General features: G+C 60.6%; 24 protein-coding genes, 1 pseudogene and 1 riboswitch. Of the genes and pseudogenes, 11 read left to right on the top strand and 14 right to left on the bottom strand.

The annotated features are described in order from the left end of the window. Positions 1 to 15 precede the first annotated feature (15 nt). From AC0Z5Z_RS22885 to AC0Z5Z_RS22870, 4 genes are all read right to left on the bottom strand, one after another. Positions 16 to 957: a MerR family transcriptional regulator gene (locus AC0Z5Z_RS22885; protein ID WP_056790272.1), complete on the bottom strand. Its 942-nt coding sequence runs from the start codon at positions 955 to 957 to the stop codon at positions 16 to 18. Continuing rightward, positions 957 to 1,919, bottom strand: coding sequence for a YbgA family protein (locus tag AC0Z5Z_RS22880; RefSeq protein WP_041479992.1), 963 nt, complete (start codon positions 1,917 to 1,919; stop codon positions 957 to 959). Before AC0Z5Z_RS22880 ends, AC0Z5Z_RS22885 begins: the two co-directional genes overlap by 1 nt. A 214-nt stretch (positions 1,920 to 2,133) precedes the next feature. Continuing rightward, positions 2,134 to 2,349: a TIGR02450 family Trp-rich protein gene (locus AC0Z5Z_RS22875; protein WP_485611681.1), complete on the bottom strand. Its 216-nt coding sequence runs from the start codon at positions 2,347 to 2,349 to the stop codon at positions 2,134 to 2,136. After that, entirely contained in the window at positions 2,346 to 3,332 is a 987-nt protein-coding gene (locus AC0Z5Z_RS22870; protein ID WP_315435720.1) for an NAD(P)/FAD-dependent oxidoreductase, read from the bottom strand. Before AC0Z5Z_RS22870 ends, AC0Z5Z_RS22875 begins: the two co-directional genes overlap by 4 nt. 197 nt (positions 3,333 to 3,529) lie before the next feature. Between AC0Z5Z_RS22870 and AC0Z5Z_RS22865 the strand changes: the two genes are divergently transcribed. Together AC0Z5Z_RS22865 and hemH are read left to right on the top strand one after the other, a co-directional pair. After that, positions 3,530 to 4,432 carry a TIGR01777 family oxidoreductase gene (locus tag AC0Z5Z_RS22865; RefSeq protein ID WP_056790263.1) on the top strand — a complete coding sequence of 301 codons (903 nt, stop codon included), beginning with the start codon at positions 3,530 to 3,532 and terminating at the stop codon, positions 4,430 to 4,432. 13 nt (positions 4,433 to 4,445) lie between these two features. Then, on the top strand, positions 4,446 to 5,471 hold the full coding sequence (gene hemH / locus AC0Z5Z_RS22860; RefSeq protein ID WP_485611680.1) for a ferrochelatase: 1,026 nt from the start codon (positions 4,446 to 4,448) through the stop codon (positions 5,469 to 5,471). A 104-nt stretch (positions 5,472 to 5,575) separates the two neighbouring features. Here the strand turns inward: hemH and AC0Z5Z_RS22855 are convergent, their stop codons facing one another. Continuing rightward, positions 5,576 to 6,850, bottom strand: a complete 1,275-nt coding sequence (locus AC0Z5Z_RS22855) for a uracil-xanthine permease family protein (RefSeq protein WP_016773229.1) — start codon at positions 6,848 to 6,850, stop codon at positions 5,576 to 5,578. A 2-nt stretch (positions 6,851 to 6,852) separates the two neighbouring features. Further along, on the bottom strand, positions 6,853 to 7,491 hold the full coding sequence (upp, locus tag AC0Z5Z_RS22850; protein ID WP_024014279.1) for a uracil phosphoribosyltransferase: 639 nt from the start codon (positions 7,489 to 7,491) through the stop codon (positions 6,853 to 6,855). Positions 7,492 to 7,655: 164 nt separating this feature from the next. On the opposite strand from upp, the gene AC0Z5Z_RS22845 reads away from it, so the two are divergent. From AC0Z5Z_RS22845 to AC0Z5Z_RS22835, 3 genes are all read left to right on the top strand, one after another. Next, entirely contained in the window at positions 7,656 to 8,213 is a 558-nt protein-coding gene (locus tag AC0Z5Z_RS22845; protein WP_016773231.1) for a hypoxanthine-guanine phosphoribosyltransferase, read from the top strand. Positions 8,214 to 8,393: 180 nt separating this feature from the next. Then, a complete protein-coding gene (locus AC0Z5Z_RS22840; protein ID WP_056790257.1) occupies positions 8,394 to 8,873 on the top strand; it encodes a hypothetical protein in 480 nt (159 codons plus the stop codon). Between the two features lie 63 nt (positions 8,874 to 8,936). Then, complete coding sequence (locus AC0Z5Z_RS22835) at positions 8,937 to 9,224, top strand: PA4642 family protein (protein ID WP_041479985.1); 288 nt, start codon at positions 8,937 to 8,939, stop codon at positions 9,222 to 9,224. Between the two features lie 139 nt (positions 9,225 to 9,363). On the opposite strand, the gene mqo is transcribed toward AC0Z5Z_RS22835, so the two are convergent. Continuing rightward, complete coding sequence (mqo, locus tag AC0Z5Z_RS22830) at positions 9,364 to 10,872, bottom strand: malate dehydrogenase (quinone) (RefSeq protein WP_056790254.1); 1,509 nt, start codon at positions 10,870 to 10,872, stop codon at positions 9,364 to 9,366. 704 nt (positions 10,873 to 11,576) lie between these two features. Further along, positions 11,577 to 11,810, bottom strand: a complete 234-nt coding sequence (locus tag AC0Z5Z_RS22825; protein ID WP_039761314.1) for a hypothetical protein — start codon at positions 11,808 to 11,810, stop codon at positions 11,577 to 11,579. A 205-nt stretch (positions 11,811 to 12,015) separates the two neighbouring features. Between AC0Z5Z_RS22825 and AC0Z5Z_RS22820 the strand changes: the two genes are divergently transcribed. After that, positions 12,016 to 12,600, top strand: a complete 585-nt coding sequence (locus AC0Z5Z_RS22820; RefSeq protein ID WP_024014276.1) for a YajG family lipoprotein — start codon at positions 12,016 to 12,018, stop codon at positions 12,598 to 12,600. A gap of 349 nt (positions 12,601 to 12,949) precedes the next feature. Here AC0Z5Z_RS22820 and AC0Z5Z_RS22815 read toward each other — a convergent pair whose 3' ends face one another. Next, entirely contained in the window at positions 12,950 to 13,156 is a 207-nt protein-coding gene (locus AC0Z5Z_RS22815) for a hypothetical protein (RefSeq protein WP_016770662.1), read from the bottom strand. A 193-nt stretch (positions 13,157 to 13,349) separates the two neighbouring features. On the opposite strand from AC0Z5Z_RS22815, the gene AC0Z5Z_RS22810 reads away from it, so the two are divergent. Beyond that, positions 13,350 to 13,628 carry a hypothetical protein gene (locus AC0Z5Z_RS22810; RefSeq protein WP_016770663.1) on the top strand — a complete coding sequence of 93 codons (279 nt, stop codon included), beginning with the start codon at positions 13,350 to 13,352 and terminating at the stop codon, positions 13,626 to 13,628. Positions 13,629 to 13,760: 132 nt separating this feature from the next. Here the strand turns inward: AC0Z5Z_RS22810 and AC0Z5Z_RS22805 are convergent, their stop codons facing one another. Further along, complete coding sequence (locus tag AC0Z5Z_RS22805; protein ID WP_174823868.1) at positions 13,761 to 14,924, bottom strand: 1-acyl-sn-glycerol-3-phosphate acyltransferase; 1,164 nt, start codon at positions 14,922 to 14,924, stop codon at positions 13,761 to 13,763. A gap of 141 nt (positions 14,925 to 15,065) precedes the next feature. On the opposite strand from AC0Z5Z_RS22805, the gene AC0Z5Z_RS22800 reads away from it, so the two are divergent. From AC0Z5Z_RS22800 to AC0Z5Z_RS22790, 3 genes are read left to right on the top strand one after another with little or no spacing between them, the layout of a single operon-like run. After that, complete coding sequence (locus AC0Z5Z_RS22800; protein WP_041479983.1) at positions 15,066 to 15,248, top strand: CPXCG motif-containing cysteine-rich protein; 183 nt, start codon at positions 15,066 to 15,068, stop codon at positions 15,246 to 15,248. Positions 15,249 to 15,257: 9 nt separating this feature from the next. Next, a complete protein-coding gene (locus AC0Z5Z_RS22795; RefSeq protein WP_041479982.1) occupies positions 15,258 to 15,518 on the top strand; it encodes a putative signal transducing protein in 261 nt (86 codons plus the stop codon). A gap of 35 nt (positions 15,519 to 15,553) precedes the next feature. Beyond that, a complete protein-coding gene (locus AC0Z5Z_RS22790) occupies positions 15,554 to 16,177 on the top strand; it encodes an SOS response-associated peptidase (RefSeq protein WP_039761324.1) in 624 nt (207 codons plus the stop codon). A gap of 206 nt (positions 16,178 to 16,383) precedes the next feature. Here the strand turns inward: AC0Z5Z_RS22790 and AC0Z5Z_RS22785 are convergent, their stop codons facing one another. Both AC0Z5Z_RS22785 and AC0Z5Z_RS22780 read right to left on the bottom strand, forming a co-directional pair. After that, positions 16,384 to 17,127, bottom strand: coding sequence for a methyl-accepting chemotaxis protein (locus tag AC0Z5Z_RS22785; RefSeq protein WP_371915155.1), 744 nt, complete (start codon positions 17,125 to 17,127; stop codon positions 16,384 to 16,386). Positions 17,128 to 17,238: 111 nt separating this feature from the next. Continuing rightward, positions 17,239 to 17,436, bottom strand: a pseudogene (locus AC0Z5Z_RS22780) (HAMP domain-containing protein); the annotation flags it as partial. Between the two features lie 1,340 nt (positions 17,437 to 18,776). Here AC0Z5Z_RS22780 and AC0Z5Z_RS22775 point away from each other — a divergent pair. After that, entirely contained in the window at positions 18,777 to 19,595 is an 819-nt protein-coding gene (locus AC0Z5Z_RS22775; RefSeq protein WP_016773242.1) for a M48 family metallopeptidase, read from the top strand. Between the two features lie 157 nt (positions 19,596 to 19,752). Here AC0Z5Z_RS22775 and AC0Z5Z_RS22770 read toward each other — a convergent pair whose 3' ends face one another. Then, positions 19,753 to 20,337, bottom strand: coding sequence for a TMEM165/GDT1 family protein (locus AC0Z5Z_RS22770; protein WP_041479980.1), 585 nt, complete (start codon positions 20,335 to 20,337; stop codon positions 19,753 to 19,755). A gap of 88 nt (positions 20,338 to 20,425) precedes the next feature. Next, positions 20,426 to 20,550: riboswitch (yybP-ykoY riboswitch) on the bottom strand. Positions 20,551 to 20,589: 39 nt separating this feature from the next. Next, complete coding sequence (locus AC0Z5Z_RS22765) at positions 20,590 to 21,588, bottom strand: methyltransferase (RefSeq protein ID WP_485611679.1); 999 nt, start codon at positions 21,586 to 21,588, stop codon at positions 20,590 to 20,592.

Raw genomic sequence — 21,588 nt, 5'->3', positions numbered from 1 at the left:
TGATTAAACCCATCATCAAATCAATCCGCGCTCGAGCAGCGCCTGGTGTGCGGCAAGCGGATCTTCAGCCAGGAACAGATCGGCAGTCTGGGCGGTGCGTGCGGACAACTCGGTGTGGTGGATGTGCACCGTGGGGCCAGCAATCAAGGTCGGGCAATTGACGTTTGCCAACAGCTTGGGCAACTGCGCCAGTTGCATGGCTTTGCTCGAATACAGCAGCACGCCACGGGCTTGCAGATGCTCGACGGTCAGCGCCAGTTCACCGGCCGGCAGTGGCCAGTCGAACACTTGCACCGGGCAATCGGCACTGCTGATCAGCCATGCGCACAGCCACAGATGCGGCTCCAGCGGCAGGTCGGAATGATTGATCAACAGCAGCGGCGCCGAATGCAGCTGACGGTTGTTATGGTAGATGCGTGCGCCGAATTTGCTGCGCAACCAGGAAAAGAAAAACGTCCGTTCCATCTGTGCGCCGAACTGGCCCTGCCAGCGCTGTTCGAGCTCGGCCAGCAGCGGCATCAGCAATTGCTCGCACAACGTCCGTGGCGGATACAAGGCGATGGCCTGATTGACGCTGTCATCCAGCGCGCGCTCGTTGAGCGAGGTGACCGCCGACAGCAACGTCTGATGCAGACGCTGCCAATCGTTTTCCACAGTTTCCGTGAAGGCCTGCGGCGCATCGAGCAGTGGCTTGACCTGGCTAACCGCAACGCCACGGTTGAGCCAGGTGAGGATGGCCATGATCCGCTGCACATGTTCAGCGCTATACAGTCGATGGCCCTTGGGCGTGCGCTGAGGCACCACCAACCCATAGCGACGTTCCCACGCGCGCAGGGTGATGGCGTTGACGCCTGTCTGCCGCGCGACTTCGCGAATCGGCAACCAGCCCTCGTCGAGGGCTTTCTTGAAGTCGGCGCCGAGGTCTTCCTGGGCGCTGCTGTCGGTTTTATCGTTCATTAGATCGCGTTTCGCAGACTGAGGTTTTCCGGATGCGGCTGCAGGTAAACCTGCTGCGCGATGTACGGGTCCGGATGGAGTCGAAAATGGTGTTTGAGCAGCGTCAACGGCACCACGAGCGGCACGATGCCCTGGCGGTACTGGCCGATGATCTGCTGCATTTCCTGTTTGTCTTCGGCGCTCAGCGATTGTTTCAAATAACCGCTGAGGTGCAGCAGCACGTTGCAATGGGTGCCGCGAGTGGCGCATTTCTTCAGCGCGGCCATCAGCTCGCTGAAATAGCGCGGGCCGAGTTCGGCGGGATCGCTGTCGGCCATGTTGCCGAGCATCTTGCCGAGGTTTTTGTATTGCAGCGGGTTGTGCGCCATCAGCAGGTACTTGTAGCGCGAATGGAACTCGGTAAGGGCGCGGCGGCTCAGGCCCTCGGCGAGCACTTGCTGCCAGGCGCTGTAGGCCAGGACGCGGGTGATGAAGTTCTCCCGGAGCACCGGATCGTTGAGGCGTCCGGCTTCTTCCACCGGCAGATCCGGATGCTGTGCACAGAATGCCTGCGCATAGATGCCGCGTCCGCCACCATTCACTGGTGCGCCGTTGTCGTGATAGACCTTGACCCGTTCCAGCCCGCAGGAGGGCGACTGCTGCATGAAGATGTAGCCAGACAGGTCCTGCAACTCGGCGGCCATTTTCTCGCCGTACTCGGCCAGCGGCCTGGTTACGTTGATGGTCCGGTCAACGGTGCCGACTGCCTCGGGTTGTTCAGGGTCGCCGACCAGCCGAATCGGCTCACGGGGAATGCCCATGCCGATGGCGACTTCCGGGCACAACGGGACGAAATCGAAATATTCGGTGAGGGTACGGCTGCACAGCCGCGATTCCTTGTGCCCACCGTTGTAGCGCACTTCTTCGCCCAACAGGCAGGCGCTGATGGCGATCTTCGGCTTGGACAGGGAAGCAGTAGACATGAGCACCTCGAATCTATACCTGTACAGAGAGTTATCTCTGTACAATTTTTCCTCAGCATAGATCGATGGATGTACAAGTCAAATGATTTGTATAAGATTTTTCTACAGCGCTGAATATGTGGGAGCGAGCCTGCTCGCGAAAGCGGTGGGTCAGTGAATGAAATTGCATTTGATACAGCGCTTTCGCGAGCAGGCTCGCTCCCACAAGGGAAATCTATTTCCAGCCCAGTAACCATTGCTCGCTGTCTTTCAGCACCTGCCAATCCAGTCGCTCGCTACGCTGGGTCAGCACCGCCTGCAACTCAACTTCCAGCACCGTACCTTCCTCGTCGCGGATCAGTTCGGTGACCAGAAAATGTTTTTCGCGATTTTGCGGGTGGGCTGCTGTCCACTTCGACAGCAGCAATTTGCGCGGATTGATGCGATTCATTGCAGGTGTTCGTGCAAGCGACGTGCAGCCTCCTGACCACTGAGCCAAGCGCCTTCAACGCGGCCCGACAGGCACCAGTCGCCACAGGCGTACAAGCCCAGATCGACATCGGCCAGTGTGGTCCATTCGTGGCCGGTAGCGGGGCGGGCGTAGAGCCAGCGGTGGGCGAGGCTGAAGGTCGGCGCAGGCATGGCGCTGTGCAGCAGTTCGGCGAAGGCACCGTGCAGATGTTCGATTACTGCTTCCTTGGAGAGGTCGATGTGTTGCCGGCTCCAGGCGCTGGTTGCATGCAGCACCCACGTGTCGAGAGTGCTGTCGCGCCCGGGTTTGCTGCGGTTGCGCGCCAGCCAGTCGAGCGGGCTGTCCTGCACGAAGCAGCCTTCGATTGGCGTATCCAGCGGGGTTTCGAAGGTGAGGGCGACGGCCCAGGTCGGCTCCATTTTCACCCCGGCAGCAACCCCGGCGAGTTTCGGTGCGGCGGCCAGCAGCGCGGTGGCTTGCGGTGCCGGCGTGGCGATCACCACATGGCTGAAGGGGCCGTGGGTGCAGCCGTCGGCGTCCTGCAGATGCCAGTGTTCTTCGCCGCGATAGACCTCGGTGATGCGGCAGGCAAACTGCACGTCCAGGCCATCGAGCAGGCCACGGGTGATGGCGCTCATGCGCGGCGTGCCGACCCAGCGGGTCTGCTCGTCCGGCGACATGTTCAGTTGGCCGCCCTGGAAGGTGTACAGCTGCGGCGTCCACTCAGCGGCCCAGCCCCGGCTCTGCCAGCGCTGCACTTCGGTGACGAAGCGCCGGTCGCGCGCGGTGAAGTATTGAGCGCCCAAGTCCAGCGAGCCGGCGTCGCTACGCTTGCTCGACATGCGCCCGCCGCTGCCGCGGCTTTTATCGAACAGTTGGACGGTATGCCCGGTCTCTGTCAGAGCCTGAGCGGCGGAGAGCCCGGCGATGCCGGTGCCGATGATTGCGATAGGTACAGTCATAGGGGCCTCGTTTACCTTTCTGTACAGACTACGCCGTCGATGAAACCTGTACAATTCTGTTTTTTGGTATAACTTCTAGCGTTCTCGTTCTGACAGCTTGGCCTATTGTTAAACCATAGAGCCTGCCCGATCGAAAAGATCCCTGCCTATAAAAATAGACTAGTGATCCGGGTTAAACGCCACGCGAGGAAGATGTCATGCACATATTGCTGACCGGCGGTACTGGTTTGATCGGACGTCAGCTCTGCCGGCACTGGCTGGAGCAGGGCCATCGGCTGACGGTGTGGAGTCGCCGCGCGGAAAAAGTCGCGCAGATCTGCGGCGCGCAGGTGCGCGGAATTTCGCGTCTGGAGGACCTCGGCGAAGAGCCGCTGGATGCGATCGTCAATCTCGCCGGCGCGCCGATTGCCGACCGCCCCTGGACCCATCGTCGCAAGGCGTTGCTGTGGAGCAGCCGCATCACCCTGACGGAAACGCTGCTGGCGTGGCTGGAAACTCGCGCGCAGAAACCGTCGCTGCTGATTTCCGGCTCGGCGATCGGCTGGTACGGCGACGGTGGCGAACGCGAGTTGACTGAAGAATCACCGCCGGGCATCGACGACTTCGCCAGTCAGTTGTGCATCGCCTGGGAAGAAACCGCCCTGCGCGCCGAAAACCTCGGCATCCGCGTGGTACTGGTGCGAACCGGTCTGGTGCTGTCGGCTGAGGGCGGCTTTTTGTCGCGGCTGTTGCTGCCGTTCAAGCTCGGGCTGGGCGGGCCTTTGGGCAATGGTCGGCAGTGGATGCCGTGGATTCACATCGACGATCAAATCGCCCTGATTGATTTTCTTCTGCACCGGAATCAGGCGAGCGGTCCTTATAATGCCTGCGCGCCGAAACCTGTGCGCAACCGCGAATTTGCCAAGACCCTGGGCAGTGTGTTGCACCGCCCGGCGTTCATGCCGATGCCGACCCTGGCGCTGAAAGTCATGCTCGGCGAGCTGTCACTGTTATTGCTCGGCGGCCAGCGTGCGACGCCGGCACGCCTGGTGGAAGCGGGGTTCAGCTTCCGCTTTACGGATTTACGCGCGGCTCTGGATGATCTCTCCAGCCGCCTCTGAAATAGGACGTTGCATGACCGATCACGCTTTGCTTCTGGTCAACCTGGGCTCTCCGGCCTCCACCTCGGTGGCCGATGTGCGCAGCTACCTCAATCAATTTCTGATGGACCCCTACGTGATCGACCTGCCATGGCCGCTGCGGCGGCTGCTGGTGTCGCTGATCCTGATCAAGCGTCCCGAGCAATCGGCCCATGCCTATGCCTCGATCTGGTGGGAAGAGGGCTCGCCGCTGGTGGTGCTCAGCCGCCGTTTGCAAGAGCAGATGACCCGCACGTGGAAACACGGCCCGGTAGATCTGGCGATGCGTTATGGCGAGCCGTCGATCGAAACCTGTCTGCTGCGTCTGGTCAAAGCGGGACATAAGAAGATCACTTTGGCACCGCTGTACCCACAGTTCGCCGACAGCACCACGACCACCGTGATCGAAGAAGCCCGGCGCGTGCTGCGCGAGAAGAAACTCGACGTGCAGTTGTCGATCCTGCAACCGTTCTACGATCAGCCGGAATACATCGAGGCACTGGCCGCCAGCGCTCGACCACATCTGCAGCAGGACTACGATCATCTGCTGCTGAGCTTTCACGGCTTGCCTGAGCGGCATCTGAGCAAACTCGACCCGACGGGCAATCACTGCCTCAAGGGCGCCGATTGCTGCCAGACCGCCTCGCCGGAGGTATTTGCGACCTGTTATCGCGCGCAGTGTTTCCGCACCGCCGCCGCTTTCGCCAAAAGCATGGGGCTGGCTGACGGCAAATGGTCGGTGTCGTTTCAGTCGCGCCTGGGCCGGGCGAAATGGATCGAGCCGTACACGGAAGCGCGGCTGGATGAACTGGCCAAAAGCGGGACGAAAAAGATTCTGGTGATGTGCCCGGCGTTCGTCGCCGATTGCATCGAGACGCTGGAAGAGATTGGTGATCGCGGTAGGGAACAGTTCCGCGAAGCGGGGGGCGAGGAGTTGGTGCTGGTGCCGTGCCTGAACGACGACCCGCAATGGGCCAAGGCGTTGGCGACCCTCTGCGAACGAGCGCCGCTGGCCCTTTAAAAGCTTCGCGAGCAGGCTCGCTCCCACAGGGTAAATGCATTCCAACCTGTGGGAGCGAGCCTGCTCGCGAATGCTATCTGTCAGGCGATGAAGATCTGAAAGCCTTAGATCAGCGGCTCATCCGCCTTCTTCTGCTTCCAGCCATCATTGCCCGGCAGGATCAGGTTCAGCGCAATCGCCACCACCGCGCACAGCGCGATGCCTTTGAGGCCGAAGTCATCAGGACCGGTGCCGGTGCCAACCAGCACGCCGCCGATACCGAACACCAGCGTCACCGAAACAATCACCAGGTTGCGCGCTTCGCCCAGGTCGATCTTGTGGCGGATCAGGGTGTTCATGCCCACTGCCGCGATCGAACCGAACAGCAAGCACAGAATCCCGCCCATTACCGGCACCGGAATGCTTTGCAGCAGCGCGCCGAACTTGCCGATGAACGCCAGGGTGATGGCGAAGATCGCCGCCCAGGTCATGATTTTCGGGTTGTAGTTCTTGGTCAGCATCACCGCGCCGGTCACTTCGGCGTAAGTGGTGTTGGGCGGGCCGCCGAACAGGCCGGCGGCCGTGGTGGCGATGCCGTCACCGAGCAGGGTGCGATGCAGGCCCGGCTTCTTCAGGTAATCGCGGCCGGTCACGCTACCGACGGCAATCACGCCGCCGATGTGTTCGATCGCCGGGGCCAGCGCTACCGGAACAATGAACAGAATCGCCTGCCAATTGAACTCGGGCGCGGTGAAGTGCGGCAGAGCGAACCATGGCGCTGCAGCAATTTTCGCCGTATCGACCACGCCGAAATAGAACGACATGGCAAAACCCACCAGCACGCCGGAAATGATCGGCACCAGACGGAAGATGCCCTTGCCGAACACCGCCACGATCAACGTGGTCAGCAGCGCCGGCATGGAAATCATCATCGCCGTCTGATAGTGGATCAGTTCGGTGCCGTCGCCGGCCTTGCCCATCGCCATGTTCGCGGCAATCGGCGCCATGGCCAGGCCGATGGAAATGATCACCGGACCGATCACCACCGGTGGCAGCAGACGGTCAATGAAGCCGGTGCCTTTGATCTTCACGGCGAGGCCGAGGAAGGTGTAGACGAAACCGGCCGCCATCACCCCGCCCATGGTCGCGGCGAGGCCGAACTGGCCCTTGGCGAGAATGATCGGCGTGATGAAGGCGAAGCTCGACGCCAGGAACACCGGCACCTGTCGCCCGGTGACGATCTGGAACAGGATCGTCCCCAGACCCGCGGTGAACAGTGCCACGTTCGGGTCCAGGCCGGTGATCAGCGGCATCAGCACCAAGGCGCCGAAGGCCACGAACAGCATCTGCGCGCCGGACAGCACCGTGCGCCAGAGCGGATCGTTGAACTCTTGCTGCATGGTCACGCGTCCTTCTGCTTGGTGCCGAAGATCTTGTCACCGGCGTCGCCAAGCCCAGGAATGATGTAGCCGTGCTCGTTCAAGCGTTCATCGATGGACGCGGTGTAGATGGTCACGTCCGGGTGCGCCTGTTCGACCGCAGCAATGCCTTCCGGCGCGGCCACCAGGACCATGGCGCGGATGTCGCGGCAACCGGCCTTTTTCAGCAGGTCGATGGTGGCAACCATGGAGCTGCCGGTGGCGAGCATCGGGTCGATGATCATCGCCAGGCGCTCGTCGATTTCCGGTACCAGTTTTTCCAGATAGGTGTGCGCTTGCAGGGTCTCTTCGTTGCGGGCAACGCCCACAGCTGAGACCTTGGCGCCCGGGATCAGGCTGAGCACGCCTTCGAGCATGCCGATACCGGCACGCAGGATCGGCACGACGGTGATCTTCTTGCCGGCGATTTTCTCCACCGACACGGTGCCGCACCAACCGGCAATGTCGTAGGATTCGAGCGGCAGATCTTTTGTAGCTTCATAGGTCAACAGGGCGCCGACTTCCTGAGCGAGCTCGCGGAAATTCTTGGTGCTGATGTCTGCGCGGCGCATCAGGCCGAGTTTATGACGGATCAGCGGATGGCGGATCTCGAGGATGGGCATGGGAAAGGCTCCGGCGGCGGGCAAAAAAACCGGCCTAGATTAATCTATCCGAGGGTGATGTCCTATAGGACATTCTGTACGTTAGTCCATAAGAGCTTGATTCGACCTCGCGGGATGCGTACCTTTGCCCGCTTTTCCAATTCCGCCAACCCCTGGAGAGCGCCATGTCCGCTGATCTCGAGCATATCCGTCAAATCATGCGAGAGGCTGACTGCCTGTACACCGAGTCTGAAGTCGAGGCGGCCATCGCCCGCGTCGGTGCACAAATCAACGAACAACTGGCTGACAGCAATCCGGTGGTTTTCTGCGTGATGAACGGCGGCCTGATCTTCTCCGGCAAACTGCTGACGCATCTGCAATTCCCGCTGGAAGCGTCCTACCTGCACGCGACCCGTTATCGCAACGAAACCAGCGGCGGCGACCTGTTCTGGAAAGCCAAGCCGGAAGTCTCGTTCATCGACCGCGACGTGCTGATCATCGACGACATCCTCGATGAAGGTCATACCCTGGGCGCGATCATCGACTTCTGCAAACACGCCGGCGCACGCAAAGTGCACACCGCCGTGCTGATCGACAAGGACCACGACCGCAAGGCACGTCCTGACCTGAAAGCCGATTTCGTCGGCCTGCCGTGCATCGACCGCTACATCTTCGGTTATGGCATGGACTACAAAGGCTACTGGCGCAACGCCAACGGGATTTACGCCGTTAAAGGCATGTAAGAACCTGCATTGCCCCCTGTGGGAGCGAGCCTGCTCGCGAAGGCGTCGTGTCAGTCAGCATCATTGAAAACTGACACACCGCTTTCGCGAGCAGGCTCGCTCCCACAGTTGTTTTTGTGTGTGCTGATCCTTGCGCGACAGCCATGCTAGAGTGCTCGGCCCCGCCCCCCGGAGCCTGTCATGCGCCTCTTGATCCGCAGTCTCGCCGCCCTGTTGCTGTCCCTCAGCCTGCCGCTGTCCGCCGCGCCGATGCACAGCCAGTTCCTGCCGCCGGACGATCTGACCCTGCGCGACGCTGAACCCGAGCAGCAGCAACTGCTGCAAGTCAGCGAGTATTCGGTGGTGGTCGGTGCGCAGCGCCAGTCCAATCAGCAGCCGATTCCGGTCACCTCATCCTTGTTGATCCGCCTCAAGGGCAAGTCTCTGAACAAAGGCGCGAACATCAACCAGGTGCTGGTGAGTTTCGACGGCGAAAGCAAAAGCCTGAAAAAACCGGCCTACGACGACAAAAGCAAAACCCTGACGCTGTTCTATCCGCTCGCTCAGTACCGCGTGGTGATGGATCTGCTGCGCAACGACACGGTGTATGTGCAGTTCCTCAGTTATGCCAATGGCCATATCTGGGCCGATCTTCATACCGGGGCGATTCGTCCGCGTTGAGCCGGGCGGCCGGGCAAGGGTAAACTGCCCGCCCCGTGTCATGTCTGCGAGCTGGAGTCGGCAATGCGTAAAGATAAGAAACAAGTGATTGGTGACGAGATCGGCGATGAGCAGATCAAGCTGTTCCTCGATTTTGAGCCGGTCGACGCCACTTCGCCGTCGCTGCACAAACTGATCAAGGCCTATCGCGGTTTGCGCATCGATGATTTCGAGCGCTTTCTGGGCTTCTTCGTTGCGGCGGGTTATGACGTTGATGGCAAGGATGAGCAGGGCAAGACCTTTGTTGACCTGATCGCCGATCAGCGCAACGCCCCGGACTACATCGAGCTGATCGAAAAGTCCCGCTCTTGAGATCAAAAGATCGCAGCCTGCGGCAGCTCCTACAGGGTGTAAATCAATCCCGTGTAGGAGCTGCCGAAGGCTGCGATCTTTTTCTTTTCAAGGCCATAAAAAAACGCCCCGATCGGGGCGTTTTTTTCATGCAGCAAGATCAAGCGAAGCTTGGCGTCTCGCTGCTTTCTTCAACCAGTTCCAGGGCGATGTTGTTCTGCGTGTTGATCTTGCGATACAGCGCAGCATCGGTTTCCAGAACCTTTTCACGGGCCGGGAAGATTTCCGCCAGTTTGGTGGCCCACTCGCCGGACGCCTTGGCCGGGAAGCATTTTTCGATCAGCTCGAGCATGATCGAAACGGTCACCGACGCACCTGGCGAAGCGCCGAGCAGGGCAGCGAGGGAGCCGTCCTTCGCCGCGACCAGTTCGGTACCGAACTGCAGGATGCCGCCCTTTTTCGGGTCCTTCTTGATGATCTGCACCCGTTGGCCGGCCACTTCCAGGCGCCAGTCTTCGGCTTTCGCCTGCGGGTAGAAACGTCGCAGGGATTCCAGACGCTGTTCCATCGATTGCATCACTTCGCTGACCAGGTACTTGGTCAGGTCCATGTTGTTTTTCGCCACCGCCAGCATCGGCCCGATGTTGCCGGCGCGCACCGACATCGGCAGGTCCATGAAGGAGCCATGCTTGAGGAACTTGGTGGTGAAACCGGCGTATGGCCCGAACAGCAGGGATTTCTTGCCGTCGACGACGCGAGTGTCGAGGTGCGGCACCGACATCGGTGGCGAACCCACGGCCGCCTGGCTGTAGACCTTGGCCTGGTGGTGCTTGACCACTTCCGGGTTATCGCAACGCAGCCACTGGCCACTGATCGGGAAGCCGCCGAAGCCTTTGCTTTCTTCGATGCCCGACGCCTGCAGCAACGGCAGGGCCGCGCCACCGGCACCGAGGAAGACAAACTTTGCGTCGACTTCGCGGGTGTTGCCGTTGTTGACGTCCTTGATGCTGACGGTCCAGCCGGCGCCGTTACGCTTGAGGCCGGTCACGCGCTTGCAGTATTTGACCTGAGTGTCCGGGGCGCTGCTCAGGTGCTTGAGCAACTGATTGGTCAGGGCGCCGAAGTTGACGTCGGTGCCGTTCATCACACGGGTGGCGGCGAGGACTTCGTCGGGCGAGCGGCCCGGCATCATCAGCGGCATCCACTCGGCCATCTTGCCTTTGTCTTCGGTGTACTCCATGTCGGCAAACGCGTGGTGCTTGCTCAGAACATTGAAGCGTTCCTTGAGGAACGACACACCGCTCTCGCCCTGAACGAAACTAAGGTGCGGTACCGGACTGATGAAGGATTTGCACGAGCCGAACGTGCCCTTTTTGGTCAGGTACGACCAGAACTGCTTCGACACCTCGAACTGGGTGTTGATGTGCACGGCTTTCTTGATGTCGACGCTGCCATCGGCAGCCTGCGGGGTGTAGTTCAGCTCGCACAGGCCGGCGTGACCGGTACCGGCGTTGTTCCACGGATTGGAACTCTCGGCGGCGCCGGAATCCATCAGCTCGACGACTTCCAGCTTGATCGCGGGGTCGAGCTCTTTGAGCAGTACGGCCAGGGTGGCACTCATGATGCCGGCCCCTACCAGAACTACGTCGACTGCTTCGTTATGCGCCATTTAACGCGTCTCCCAAATCTGCAGCACCAAATTGTCGGCATGGCTGCCAGGCGTTCCAGGGCAGGTCAGTGGGCCCGGGCTATCCGTGGTCAGGTGGGCCATGTCCGAATCTTCGCAATTTTTCGCAACTTCGACGGATGCGTGCGGCCTGGTTTCAAGCGTTCCATGAACGCATTTTCGCGCAGGGCTGGCAATTCGACTTATGGTCGAGTCATCCGTTTTCGTGCAACCAAATCCGTAGCGGACAGGCTTCAGGCTCCGATGTTCGAGGTATACCCGGTCCTGTGTCGTTGGGCTGTTTCAGACGCTAATGGTGCATGTTCAGACGCAAAACTATTCATTTGCTCGCCACACTCTTGTGAAGTTGTGAAAACCCGTTTTTTTCACGCTCTTTTGAAGACGTGAACCTCAAAAAAGGGCTGCCTTGGCCTGGCACCTGCCCGCTAGGGCAAAACAACGCGGTGGCCGAGCGAATGACAGCTCTGCAGATTCGCGAAAAGCGGGTTTTTGCCGGAAGAACAGGCAAGCGCGCCAACTTCACTCGATCTGTGTGGGCGGCTCTCTGTGGGCGATTTTGATGTCGATGCATGCGCATTGACGCTGTTGCGGGGCCCGATCAGGAGACGTCCTTATAATCGGGGGGAGATTGTAGCGAAGAAATGCGCGCAGTTGCTCGTGTTTAATGACTTTTATTAGGCATCCGGTCAGATGCTCAACTGCACCTGACCCCGTGCGCGCATTTGTCGCGGTACGACCCGGGCGCTGGCGGGCAGCGGCTGGTTCAGCCAGGTCAGGCGGATTTCTTCAATTTCCACCCAGCCGTCGCCCATCGGTTGCAGGCTGCACTGCTTGAAGGCCTGGCAATGACCGTTGCGGTCGAGCAGGGCAAAGCTGCGATGCAGCGGGCGCGGGGCGAACAGCGAGATCAGATAACGCATGGCAGAGTTCCTTGAAGGAGGACTGCTGTGAAGCTTGCCGGTGGGCCGTGACGTCGCGGTGTATGGACGGTGAAGAATGTGTGACAGGAACCGCTTTCGGCGGGGTTTGTCAGACATTTCAGTATTCACTGTGCGACGCTGGTTACGCGCAGTGGCCCACCGCTATACTGCCGGCCTGTTTGTGCCTGATTCTGGAGAGAAGAGCATGTTGCAACGCCTGTTGTTCGGTTTGATCACTGTCGCCGGTTTGACCCTCGCCGGCTGCGCCCACAGCCCGCAACAACTGAATCCGGAGCCGAAGCTGACCACGCAACTGCCAGCGGTCGGTCGCGGCCAGCCTGTCATCGTGCGTGTGGTCGACGGTCGTCCGTCGCCAACCCTCGGTACCCGTGGCGGTCTGTACCCGGAAACCAGCGCTATCACCGTGCAGCGCGAGCAGATCCTGCCGAAGCTGCAGGCCCAGGCCGAAGCCGCCGTGCGCCTGCTCGGCTTCACCCCGACCACCAACGCACCCAACGCGCCACAGCTGACCGTGACCCTGGCCGAGCTGAAATACCAGTCGCCGAAAGAAGGCATGTACGTGACCGAAGCGACCATCGGCGCGACCTTCCGCTCCGACGTGCAGAACGCCAACCGCCGCTACAGCGGCCGTTACGGTGCGTCGCTGGACCAGCGCTTCGGCATGGCGCCGAATCAGGAAACCAACACCAAACTGGTCAGCGATGTATTGAGTGACGCACTGACGCGTCTGTTCAAGGACCCGACCGTGGGTCAGGTGCTCGCTGAGTAAGCTTGCGGCGAATATGAAAAAGCCCGGGGCCAGTGATGGTTCCGGGCTTTTTTGTGGATCTGAGATTTGTGTCGTATGGGAAATCGATTCCCCTCACCCCAGCCCTCTCCCGAGGGAGAGGGAGCCGATCGCGTGTGCTTCAAAACCTGAATTCGGCGCGGTATCTCATGTCGGCGTATCTACCGCAAACACCTCGGTCAGTCCCCTCTCCCCAAGGAGAGGGAGCCGATCGCGTGTGCTTGAAAACCTGAATTCGGCGCGGTATCTCATGTCGGCGTATCTACCGCAAACACCTCGGTCAGTCCCCTCTCCCTCTGGGAGAGGGCTAGGGTGAGGGTGCTTTTGACGTTCAGGCAGCCTGAGAATAGAAATCGAGCACGCTCACTCCGGTCAGCAAATCGGTCTCGGGCAAGTCCGCATGCTGATGCCCGCCCAGCGCGCAATACACTAGCCAGTGCCGGTCCTGCACGTTGAAGGCGAGGCTGCCGACCAGGCTTTGCTGGTCGTCGTAAGGGGTGATGAGGTACAGACGATCCTGGTTTTCCGCGTGCAGCATGTCGCATTCCATTCGGGTTTCGAGGCGCGCAGGGTGAAGCATCCACGTGACGATGCCATGACACAGGGCAGCCATCGGTCGATTGTCAGGTTATTTGTCGCAAAGGCTGGGGCAGGGCGGCAGGGTTTGGGTAGAATTCGCGCCGCGGTCGTCGGTCTGGCGTCTGCCACACCGGTTAAGTTCGAGGTCTGTGATGTCGCTGCACTTGATGACGCTGTTTACCGCCCATCCCGCCAAGTTGATCAACCTGCTGGCCTTGCTGCTGGCCTTTCCGGGCAGCTGGCTGCTGCACGCGACCCGCCGCCGTGAGCAACGCGCCCAGGCCAGTCTCGCCGCCCAGCGCCAGGCGCAGCCCAATGCCGAGCCGATGCTCGATTGGGCGACATTGCGCATGAACCGGTTTTTCTATCGCTTCGGATTTGCTTGCCTGGGCCTGGCCCTGATCGTCTCGTGGATCAGCACGCGCTTCTGAAAGCAAAAGCAAACCCTGTGGCGAGGGGATTTATCCCCGCTGGACTGCGTAGCAGGTCCCGTTTTTCTCAGGTAAAAACTTGGGAGCGCTGCGCACTCCAACGGGGATAAATCCCCTCGCCACAGCCGTTGCCTACAGCGGCAACCCAGCCTTGACCCGATACTGATTGCGCACCGGTGTCGCATATTGCAGCACCAGATACGGGCGATGCTCGGCGGGGCAGGCGTCCAGTCGGCTCTGCCATTCATCCTGCGCCTTGGCCAGTTCGTCAGCCGGGAACACCTCGGCCGCTTTCGGCACGTTCAGTTGCGGATCGGCATCCGCCCACTGCGCGTACGCCAGATAATGCACCGGGAACAACCGGTAGCCGCCGAGAATCTGCTTGTCCATTTCGATCGCCAATTGCTTGGTGTCTTCAAACACCTCGGTGATCGGCGCGGCAAAATTCACGTGGACCCGGCCCTTGTAGCCGGTGATGCCCTTGGCGATGCTCACGTCATCCTCGCCCGGCGCTTTGGCGTAGGTGCCGGTGGTGGCGCGGATGTACAGCTCGCGGGCCTTGGCCTGATCGCACGGGTCGTACTCATAGCTGATCGACACCGGCGTCACGTTGAGCGAGCGGATCACTTCGCCGAACGGCTCGTCCTTGCGGCTCATGTGAAACATCTTGAGGATCGCCGACTCGGTACGGTCGTCGCCGTCCTTCGCCCGACCTTCAGCCTGAGCAATCCAGATCGACGCGCAATCGTTGCGGATCGAGTGATTGATATACGCCGACAGCAATTGATACGCAGCCATTTTCTCACGACGGCCGGTGATCGAACGGTGGACGATGAAGCTCTTGTTCAAGCGCATCAGGTCACTGACAAACGGCTTTTGCAGCAGGTTGTCGCCAATCGCGATGCGCGGTGTCGGCAGGCCGGCGTGGTACACGGCGTAGTTGACGAAGGCCGGGTCCATGACGATATCGCGGTGGTTGGCGATGAACAGGTAGGCGCTGCCGGACTTGAACTGCTCGACACCGGTATACGTCACGCCGTCGGTGGCGCGCTCGATGGTGTGGTCGACGTAGAACTCGACTTTGTCCTGTAAGGTAGCCACGGAATTCACGTCGGCAAACTCACGACGCAGCCGATGGGCTATAAGAGGTTTGAGCATCCAGCCGAAGGCACCGGCAAAACGCGGGAAGCGGAAGTGGGTGAGGATATCTAGAAACGCCTTGTCGCCGAGCAGCCTTGCCAGTACCGCAGGTACTTCGCTGTCGTCGTAAGGTCGGATGGCATCGAATTCGCCCATCATGCTCTCTTGTTGGAAACGGCTAGGGTAAGTAAAGGGTTTGATCGAAAACCCGCAGGGCACGGTCTGAAAAGTAGCCAGACAAAAATAGCCCTGCAAATAGACCGGCGATTATACGCACAAGTCACTTGGGAGACCGCGATGCTGGAAGATGCACGGTATGAATGTCCGTATTGCGGTGAGGAAGTCGAGACCACGCTGGATTTGTCCGGCGGCGATCAAACGTATATCGAGGATTGCCAGGTGTGCTGTCGTCCGATCACCTTTGTCCTGCAAGTCCATGAGGACGAGTGGCATCTGGAAGTCTTCAGCGAAAACGAGTGAGGGCCGCGTATGCAGCGCATCTACGAACCGGCGAACCTGATGGAAGGGGAGATGCTCAAGGGCATGCTCGCCAACGAAGGAATCGAGGCGCACCTGATCGGCTGTGATCTGGTGGGCGGTACGGGTGAACTGCCGATCTTCGGCCTGCTCGGGCTGTCGGTGGATAACGATCAGGCCGAATACGCCCGCGAGCTGATCAACTTGTACAATGCCGCGCTGCCGCTGCACGGCGACGAACCGGAGAGCTTCCCCGGGACGCTGGTCTGTTAGGCTGGCGCTGGTTTTATTCAGAGTTATGTTGCCCCATGTGTGGACGTTATGCCCTGTTTCGCTGGAACCGCGACTTTGCGGCCCTGCCAGGTTTTCCCGCCGATCAACAGGCGCAGTGGAACATTTCCCCCAATGATTCGGTGTTGATGCTGCGTGCCGACGAAGACGGCCAGCGCACGTTGGCCCGTGCGCGCTGGGGCCTGACACCGCCGTGGCTGACCGATCTGTCGAAGACCCCGGCCCATGCTCGCGCCGAAACCGTGGCCGAGCAGCCGATGTTTCGTGAGGCGCTGCGTCTGCGGCGTTGCCTGCTGCCGGCCAACGGTTTCTACGAATGGCGCGGCACCCAGCGCAAGCGACCGTACTGGTTGACGCCGGGGGAGGGCTCATCGTTGTTTTTCGCCGCGATCTGGGAAGCGTATCCGGTGCAGGAACAGGTCTGGCTGAGCACGGCAGTGATCACTCAATCGGCGGCGAGTCAGCGGCGACCGTTGATTCTCGATGAAGCGGGGCAGGCTGCCTGGCTTGATCCCGAAACGCCGCTGCATGTGCTGCAGGGGTTGCTCGCCAGTGAGCCGGCGGCGCTGCGTGAGCGGGTGTTGGCGAATCTGGTGAATGATCCGAAGTTGAATGGGCCGGAGTGTTTGACCCCGGCTTGATTTGCGTGGATCAAAATCCCCTCACCCCAGCCCTCTCCCGGAGGGAGAGGGCGCCGAATGGGGGATGCTTGAGAGGTACACCGACCTGAACGATCTGTTGTGAATCCATAATCGACTGTTTTTTTCAGGTCGATGTATAGCGCAAGACATCGCGGTCGGTCCCCTCTCCCTCCGGGAGAGGGCTAGGGTGAGGGGCTCTTGATCTTTCAGACCTTGAACTGATTGATCAACCGCCGCTGCTGTTCCGCCAGTTTGGTCAACCCGGCGCTCGCCGAACTCGATTCATCCGCACCGCCCGCCACTTCATTCGCCACCTGACCGATGTTGATCACGTTGCGGTTGATGTCGTCGGCCACTGCGCTTTGCTCTTCTGCCGCACTGGCGATCTGCGTGTTCATGTCGTTGATCACCGACACGGCCTGGGTGATCGTCTCCAGCGCTTCGGCCGCTTTCGCCGCGTGCTGCACGCTTTCGTCGGTGCGGTTCTGGCTGTCTTCCATGACGCGCACCACATCGCGCGTGCCCTGTTGCAACTGCTGGATCATGCTCTGGATTTCTTCGGTGGCCTTCTGGGTTTTCTGCGCCAGATTGCGCACCTCATCCGCGACCACGGCAAAACCGCGACCCTGCTCGCCGGCCCGGGCGGCCTCGATTGCCGCGTTCAGTGCCAGCAGATTGGTCTGTTCAGCGATGCCGCGAATGGCGGTGAGGATGGCGTTGATGTTTTCGCTGTCCTTGGCCAGGGTCTGCACCACCTCGACAGCCTTGCCGATTTCCACCGCCAGTACGCCAATCGAATTCGAGGTGTCACGGACGATCTGCATGCCCTGGCTGGCGGCCTGATCGGCGTGGCTTGCCGCTTGTGCGGCCTGGGTGGCGTTGCGCGCCACATCCTGGGCGGTGGCGGTCATTTCCTGCACCGCTGTGGCCACCTGATCGATTTCGGCCATTTGTTTCTGCACGCCGATGTTGGTGCGGATGGCGATGTCGGCGGTGTGTTCCGAGGAATCGCTGACGCTCTGCACCGAGGTCACCACTTGGGTGATCATCGCCTGCAACTTGCCGAGGAAGGTGTTGAAGCCTTTGGCAATCGAGCCCAGTTCATCGCTGCGGTCGCTGCTCAAGCGCCGGGTCAGATCGCCTTCGCCCTGCGCGATGTCATCGAGCATGGCGACCATTTGTTTGAGTGGCCGCGCAATGCCGTGGCCCACCAGCCAGATCACCAGCAGGCCGATGCCGGCGATGATCAGGCCGACCATCGCCATGCCGAAGGTGTCGGACTTGCGCTGGGCATCAAGATCAGCCTGCAGGGTTTGCAGATCGGCCATGACGGCGTTGAGCGGCAATTGCAGCATCAGTGTCCAGCGTGCGTCGGTCTGGCCGATGCCGAACGGCAGGTACAGTTCGATGCGGCCCTTGGCCTGATTCACCGAATAGGTGACCTCGTCGCGCTTGAGGTTGGCGAGATTGCTGGCCTGTTCGGCGTCGAGGATGTCGCTGACTTTTTCACCGAATTTGCTCGAGTCCTTGGTGTAGGCAACGATCCGCCCGTTGCCGCCGACCAGGGCCATTTCACCGGCGCCGCTGTAAAGCTTATGGTTGGCGGCGAGGAGCATGTCCTGAATGAAGTTCACCGAGAGGTCGGCGCCGACGATGCCCTGGAACGCGCCGTTGACCATGATCGGTTCAATGAACGAGGCGAGCATGACGATCTTGTCGCCGACCTTGTACGGTGCCGGGTCGATCACGCAGGCTTTCTTCGTCTCTTTCGAGCACAGGTAGTACTCGCTGGCGCGCACCCCGGTGGACAAGGTTTTCTGATCGTCGACATCGGCCAGTTTGTCCACGCCCAGACTGCCGTCGGTATTGCGGAACCACCACGGCAAAAAGCGCCCGGTGGCCGGATCGATACCGACCACGGCGCTGCCGATGTAGGCCGCGTCATTGTGGTCCAGTGCGTTTTTTTCCCAGCCGATGTAGGTGCCGAGAATCTTCGGGTTCTTTTCTACGTTTTCCTTGATCAGGCTGATCAGTTGCTCGCGGCTGACGCTCAGGCGCGGCTGGCCGTCGGCGCCGGTTGTACCGAGCAGGGCGTTGACGCGCACCAGGCCGCCGGCAATCAGCAGCGGCGCTTCGAGTTCGCGCTGGATCTGGCTGACCTGGGTCTGCGCCAGCGAGGTCAGGCGCTGTTCGATGACTTGCTCGAACTGCGCCTGGGTGCGCTGTTGCACCATTTCTTGAGTGCGGGCGCCGGAAAACAGCGCGTACAGCACCAGCGCCGCGACCACGCTGAGAACGATGGCGCCGGCCAGAGCGGCGACGGAAAACTGGATCGACTTGAACTTCATGGGAGCTCCGCACGCAAGAGGACAATCTGCGAGGGATTTATCGGCGGGGTGGGCGCGGCCATGAGAGACGCTGGTCGGAATCGCCGCGCGATGTCGCTGATGGATCGGTGCACGGCGGATTCAATGCGCGTTGAGGAATTTCCAGCCAGTCTTGCGGCCTTAGGTGGATGTACGCGCAATGCGTCCGTTGTATCTGGCGCCAATACAATTAGCCGCCTAGGATACGCCTCAGGTTTTCAGGGAGCTTTTGAATGAACAAGACATTAGTGGTAAGTGCTTTGAGCGCAGCGCTGTTGCTGGCCGGTTGTCAGTCGGTCAACACCACCAGCGGCGGCGCCGTGGGCGTGGAGCGCAAGCAGTACATGTTCAGCATGCTGTCCTCGCAAGAGGTCGATCAGATGTACGCGCAGTCGTATCAGAAGACTGTCGGCGAGGCGTCGAGCAAAGGTGTGCTGGACAAGACCAGCCCGGAAGCCAAACGCGTGCAGACCATCGCCAACCGCTTGATCGCCCAGGCGCCGACCTTCCGCCCGGACGCGGCGCAGTGGCAATGGGAAGTCAATCTGATCAAGAGCGATGAGCTCAACGCCAACTGCGGTCCCGGCGGCAAGATCATTTTCTACACCGGGCTGATCGACAGCCTGAAACTCACCGACGATGAGATCGCTGCGGTCATGGGCCATGAAATCGCCCACGCCCTGCGCGAGCACGGTCGTGAAGCGATGTCCAAGGCATACGGGATGGAGATGGCCAAGCAAGGCGCCGGTGCCTTGTTTGGTCTGGGTCAGGACAGCCTTGCGCTGGCCGACACCGTGGCCAACTACGGCATGACCTTGCCCAACAGCCGCGCCAACGAAAACGAGGCTGACCTGATCGGCCTGGAACTGGCCGCCCGCGCCGGCTACAACCCGAACGCGGCGATCACCCTGTGGGACAAGATGAGCAAGGCTTCCGAAGGCGCGCCACCGGAATTCATGAGCACTCACCCGGCATCCAGCAGCCGCATTGCTGCGTTGCAGGCAGCGATTCCGAAGGTGATGCCGTTGTACGAAAAAGCCCCGAAGTCCTGAGCCAATGATCGTTCCCACGCTCTGCGTGGGAATGCAGCCCGGGACGCTCTGCGTCCCATTGGAACGCGGAGCGTCCCTTGAGGCATTCCCACGCAGAGCGTGGGAACGATCCTTCAAATCCCCTCACCACAGGTTTTGGGTAGTTCAGTAGACGGGGTTAAACCCAGCCGCTGCTCTGCATCGCTTTATAAACCGCAACAATCGCCAGAATCATGAACGCCGAAGCCGCGAGGCGGCGGATCAGGGTCAGCGGCAGTTTCTCTGCGGCAAAATTACCCGCCAATACCACCGGCACGTTGGCAATCAGCATGCCCACTGTGGTGCCGATAATCACCAGCCAAAGTTCCGGATATTGCGCGGCGAGCATCACCGTGGCGATCTGGGTCTTGTCGCCGATTTCCGCCAGGAAGAATGCGATCAGTGTGGTCAGGAACGGCCCGAACTTGCGCGCCGTGCTGGCCTCGTCGTCATCCATCTTGTCCGGGACCAGCGTCCACAGCGCCGTGGCGGCGAAGCTGGCGGCGAGGATCCAGTGCAGAACGGCGTCGGAGAAGAAACTGCCGACCCAGGCACCTACCGCACCGGCTGCTGCGTGGTTGGCCAAAGTCGCGGCGACAATCCCGGCGATGATCGGCCAGGGTTTGCGAAAGCGAGCGGCGAGAATCAGCGCGAGCAGTTGCGTCTTGTCGCCGATTTCGGCCAAGGCAACGATTGCGGTGGGAACGAGTAACGAGTCCAGCATCAGGGATTTCCTAAGGGGCGGGTCGACACGGCTATGACACGTACAGCCTTCCCGCCCCGGGTAAGGTGTGCGTGTCATAGGTCTTGTCAAACCCTGCGATCCGTCTGGTGCGGACGCTTGGGTCGCATACGCCATGATCTGAGGATCAAGTATGTTGACGTATGCCGGACGAGCATGGCGCTCGTGGGAGACTACTCCCCTAGGACGGAGCGGATTCTGCCTAGGCAAATCCGATTGGGCAAGAACAAATTTTCAACCGCGCTTGGCCCGGTAAATCCGGAAACCGTTGCCTTCAGCCTTGATCGCACACACGCCCAGGTGCTCCTCGATCAACGGCTGATACTTGAGAAAGCTGTTCGCCACAAGGCGCAGTTCGCCACCGTTTTTCAGATGTTTGGCCGCTTTTCGCAGCAGGTTCTCCGTAGCGAAATAATCGGTGTGCACGCCGACATGGAACGGCGGATTGCTCAGAATCGCGCTCAAACCCATCGGCGCGGCATCGATGCCGTCGCCGGTCAGCACTTCCGCCTCCAGACCGTTGGCGGCCAGGGTCAGACGGCTGCTGGCGGCGGCGAACGCGTCGACATCCAGCAACGTCACCTGATTGTGCGGATAGCGACGTTTCACCGCAGCCCCGAGCACGCCGGCGCCGCAACCGAAGTCGAGCAGATGGCCGCTCGGCAGTTTGTCCAGATGCTCCAGCAGCAGGGCGCTGCCGCGATCCAGTCGACCGTGGCTGAACACGCCCGGCAAACTGATGACTTTCAACGGCCCTTCGGCCAGGGGCAGTTCGTAGGTCTGCGCAAGACTTTCCAGGGATTTCGCTTCAGGCGCATTGGCCACGGTGACTTGCCAGAGCTGGCAGTGACGGGCGCTGTCGAGTTTGCGCGGTTTGCCAAACGGATTGAGCTGCTTGGACGCTCCTTCGATGCCGCTGCGTTTTTCCCCGACCAGAAACACCTCACACCCGGCCAGACGCGACGCCACGGCGTTGAGGATGTAATCGGTCAGGTCCTTGGATTTGGGCAGAAACACCACAGCGCTGTCGAACTCACGCTCGGGCACGTTCACGCCGAACTGACTGCGGCCCTCGAAACGCGCGTCCAGTGCGGCTTGATCGCCAGCGTGCCAGCACCAGCCGAATGCGTTGGGCAGGCGTCCGAGCAAATCATCGGCGGGCAGGCCGGCCAACAGCAGCGAACCCTGGAATAACTCGGCCTGACGAAGCAGTACTTCACTGCGCGGATCCAT

Source organism: Pseudomonas sp. 1L-E-NC-VB-C3 (assembly GCF_057291535.1).
This window is presented reverse-complemented; position numbering and strand designations above follow the sequence as displayed.

Coding starts and splice junctions, on each gene's coding strand:
- AC0Z5Z_RS22815 (WP_016770662.1), bottom strand. CDS start 13,156: ATGCTGCACGCGGAAAACCAGGATCGTCTGTACCTCATCACCCCTTAC.
- AC0Z5Z_RS22775 (WP_016773242.1), top strand. CDS start 18,777: ATGAACAAGACATTAGTGGTAAGTGCTTTGAGCGCAGCGCTGTTGCTG.
- AC0Z5Z_RS22765 (WP_485611679.1), bottom strand. CDS start 21,588: ATGGATCCGCGCAGTGAAGTACTGCTTCGTCAGGCCGAGTTATTCCAG.
- AC0Z5Z_RS22880 (WP_041479992.1), bottom strand. CDS start 1,919: ATGTCTACTGCTTCCCTGTCCAAGCCGAAGATCGCCATCAGCGCCTGC.
- AC0Z5Z_RS22885 (WP_056790272.1), bottom strand. CDS start 957: ATGAACGATAAAACCGACAGCAGCGCCCAGGAAGACCTCGGCGCCGAC.
- AC0Z5Z_RS22845 (WP_016773231.1), top strand. CDS start 7,656: ATGTCCGCTGATCTCGAGCATATCCGTCAAATCATGCGAGAGGCTGAC.
- AC0Z5Z_RS22795 (WP_041479982.1), top strand. CDS start 15,258: ATGCAGCGCATCTACGAACCGGCGAACCTGATGGAAGGGGAGATGCTC.
- AC0Z5Z_RS22875 (WP_485611681.1), bottom strand. CDS start 2,349: ATGAATCGCATCAATCCGCGCAAATTGCTGCTGTCGAAGTGGACAGCA.
- AC0Z5Z_RS22870 (WP_315435720.1), bottom strand. CDS start 3,332: ATGACTGTACCTATCGCAATCATCGGCACCGGCATCGCCGGGCTCTCC.
- hemH (WP_485611680.1), top strand. CDS start 4,446: ATGACCGATCACGCTTTGCTTCTGGTCAACCTGGGCTCTCCGGCCTCC.
- mqo (WP_056790254.1), bottom strand. CDS start 10,872: ATGGCGCATAACGAAGCAGTCGACGTAGTTCTGGTAGGGGCCGGCATC.
- AC0Z5Z_RS22855 (WP_016773229.1), bottom strand. CDS start 6,850: ATGCAGCAAGAGTTCAACGATCCGCTCTGGCGCACGGTGCTGTCCGGC.
- AC0Z5Z_RS22790 (WP_039761324.1), top strand. CDS start 15,554: ATGTGTGGACGTTATGCCCTGTTTCGCTGGAACCGCGACTTTGCGGCC.
- AC0Z5Z_RS22770 (WP_041479980.1), bottom strand. CDS start 20,337: ATGCTGGACTCGTTACTCGTTCCCACCGCAATCGTTGCCTTGGCCGAA.
- upp (WP_024014279.1), bottom strand. CDS start 7,491: ATGCCCATCCTCGAGATCCGCCATCCGCTGATCCGTCATAAACTCGGC.
- AC0Z5Z_RS22840 (WP_056790257.1), top strand. CDS start 8,394: ATGCGCCTCTTGATCCGCAGTCTCGCCGCCCTGTTGCTGTCCCTCAGC.
- AC0Z5Z_RS22805 (WP_174823868.1), bottom strand. CDS start 14,924: ATGGGCGAATTCGATGCCATCCGACCTTACGACGACAGCGAAGTACCT.
- AC0Z5Z_RS22825 (WP_039761314.1), bottom strand. CDS start 11,810: ATGCGTTATCTGATCTCGCTGTTCGCCCCGCGCCCGCTGCATCGCAGC.
- AC0Z5Z_RS22835 (WP_041479985.1), top strand. CDS start 8,937: ATGCGTAAAGATAAGAAACAAGTGATTGGTGACGAGATCGGCGATGAG.
- AC0Z5Z_RS22810 (WP_016770663.1), top strand. CDS start 13,350: ATGTCGCTGCACTTGATGACGCTGTTTACCGCCCATCCCGCCAAGTTG.
- AC0Z5Z_RS22800 (WP_041479983.1), top strand. CDS start 15,066: ATGCTGGAAGATGCACGGTATGAATGTCCGTATTGCGGTGAGGAAGTC.
- AC0Z5Z_RS22865 (WP_056790263.1), top strand. CDS start 3,530: ATGCACATATTGCTGACCGGCGGTACTGGTTTGATCGGACGTCAGCTC.
- AC0Z5Z_RS22820 (WP_024014276.1), top strand. CDS start 12,016: ATGTTGCAACGCCTGTTGTTCGGTTTGATCACTGTCGCCGGTTTGACC.
- AC0Z5Z_RS22785 (WP_371915155.1), bottom strand. CDS start 17,127: ATGGCCGAAATCGATCAGGTGGCCACAGCGGTGCAGGAAATGACCGCC.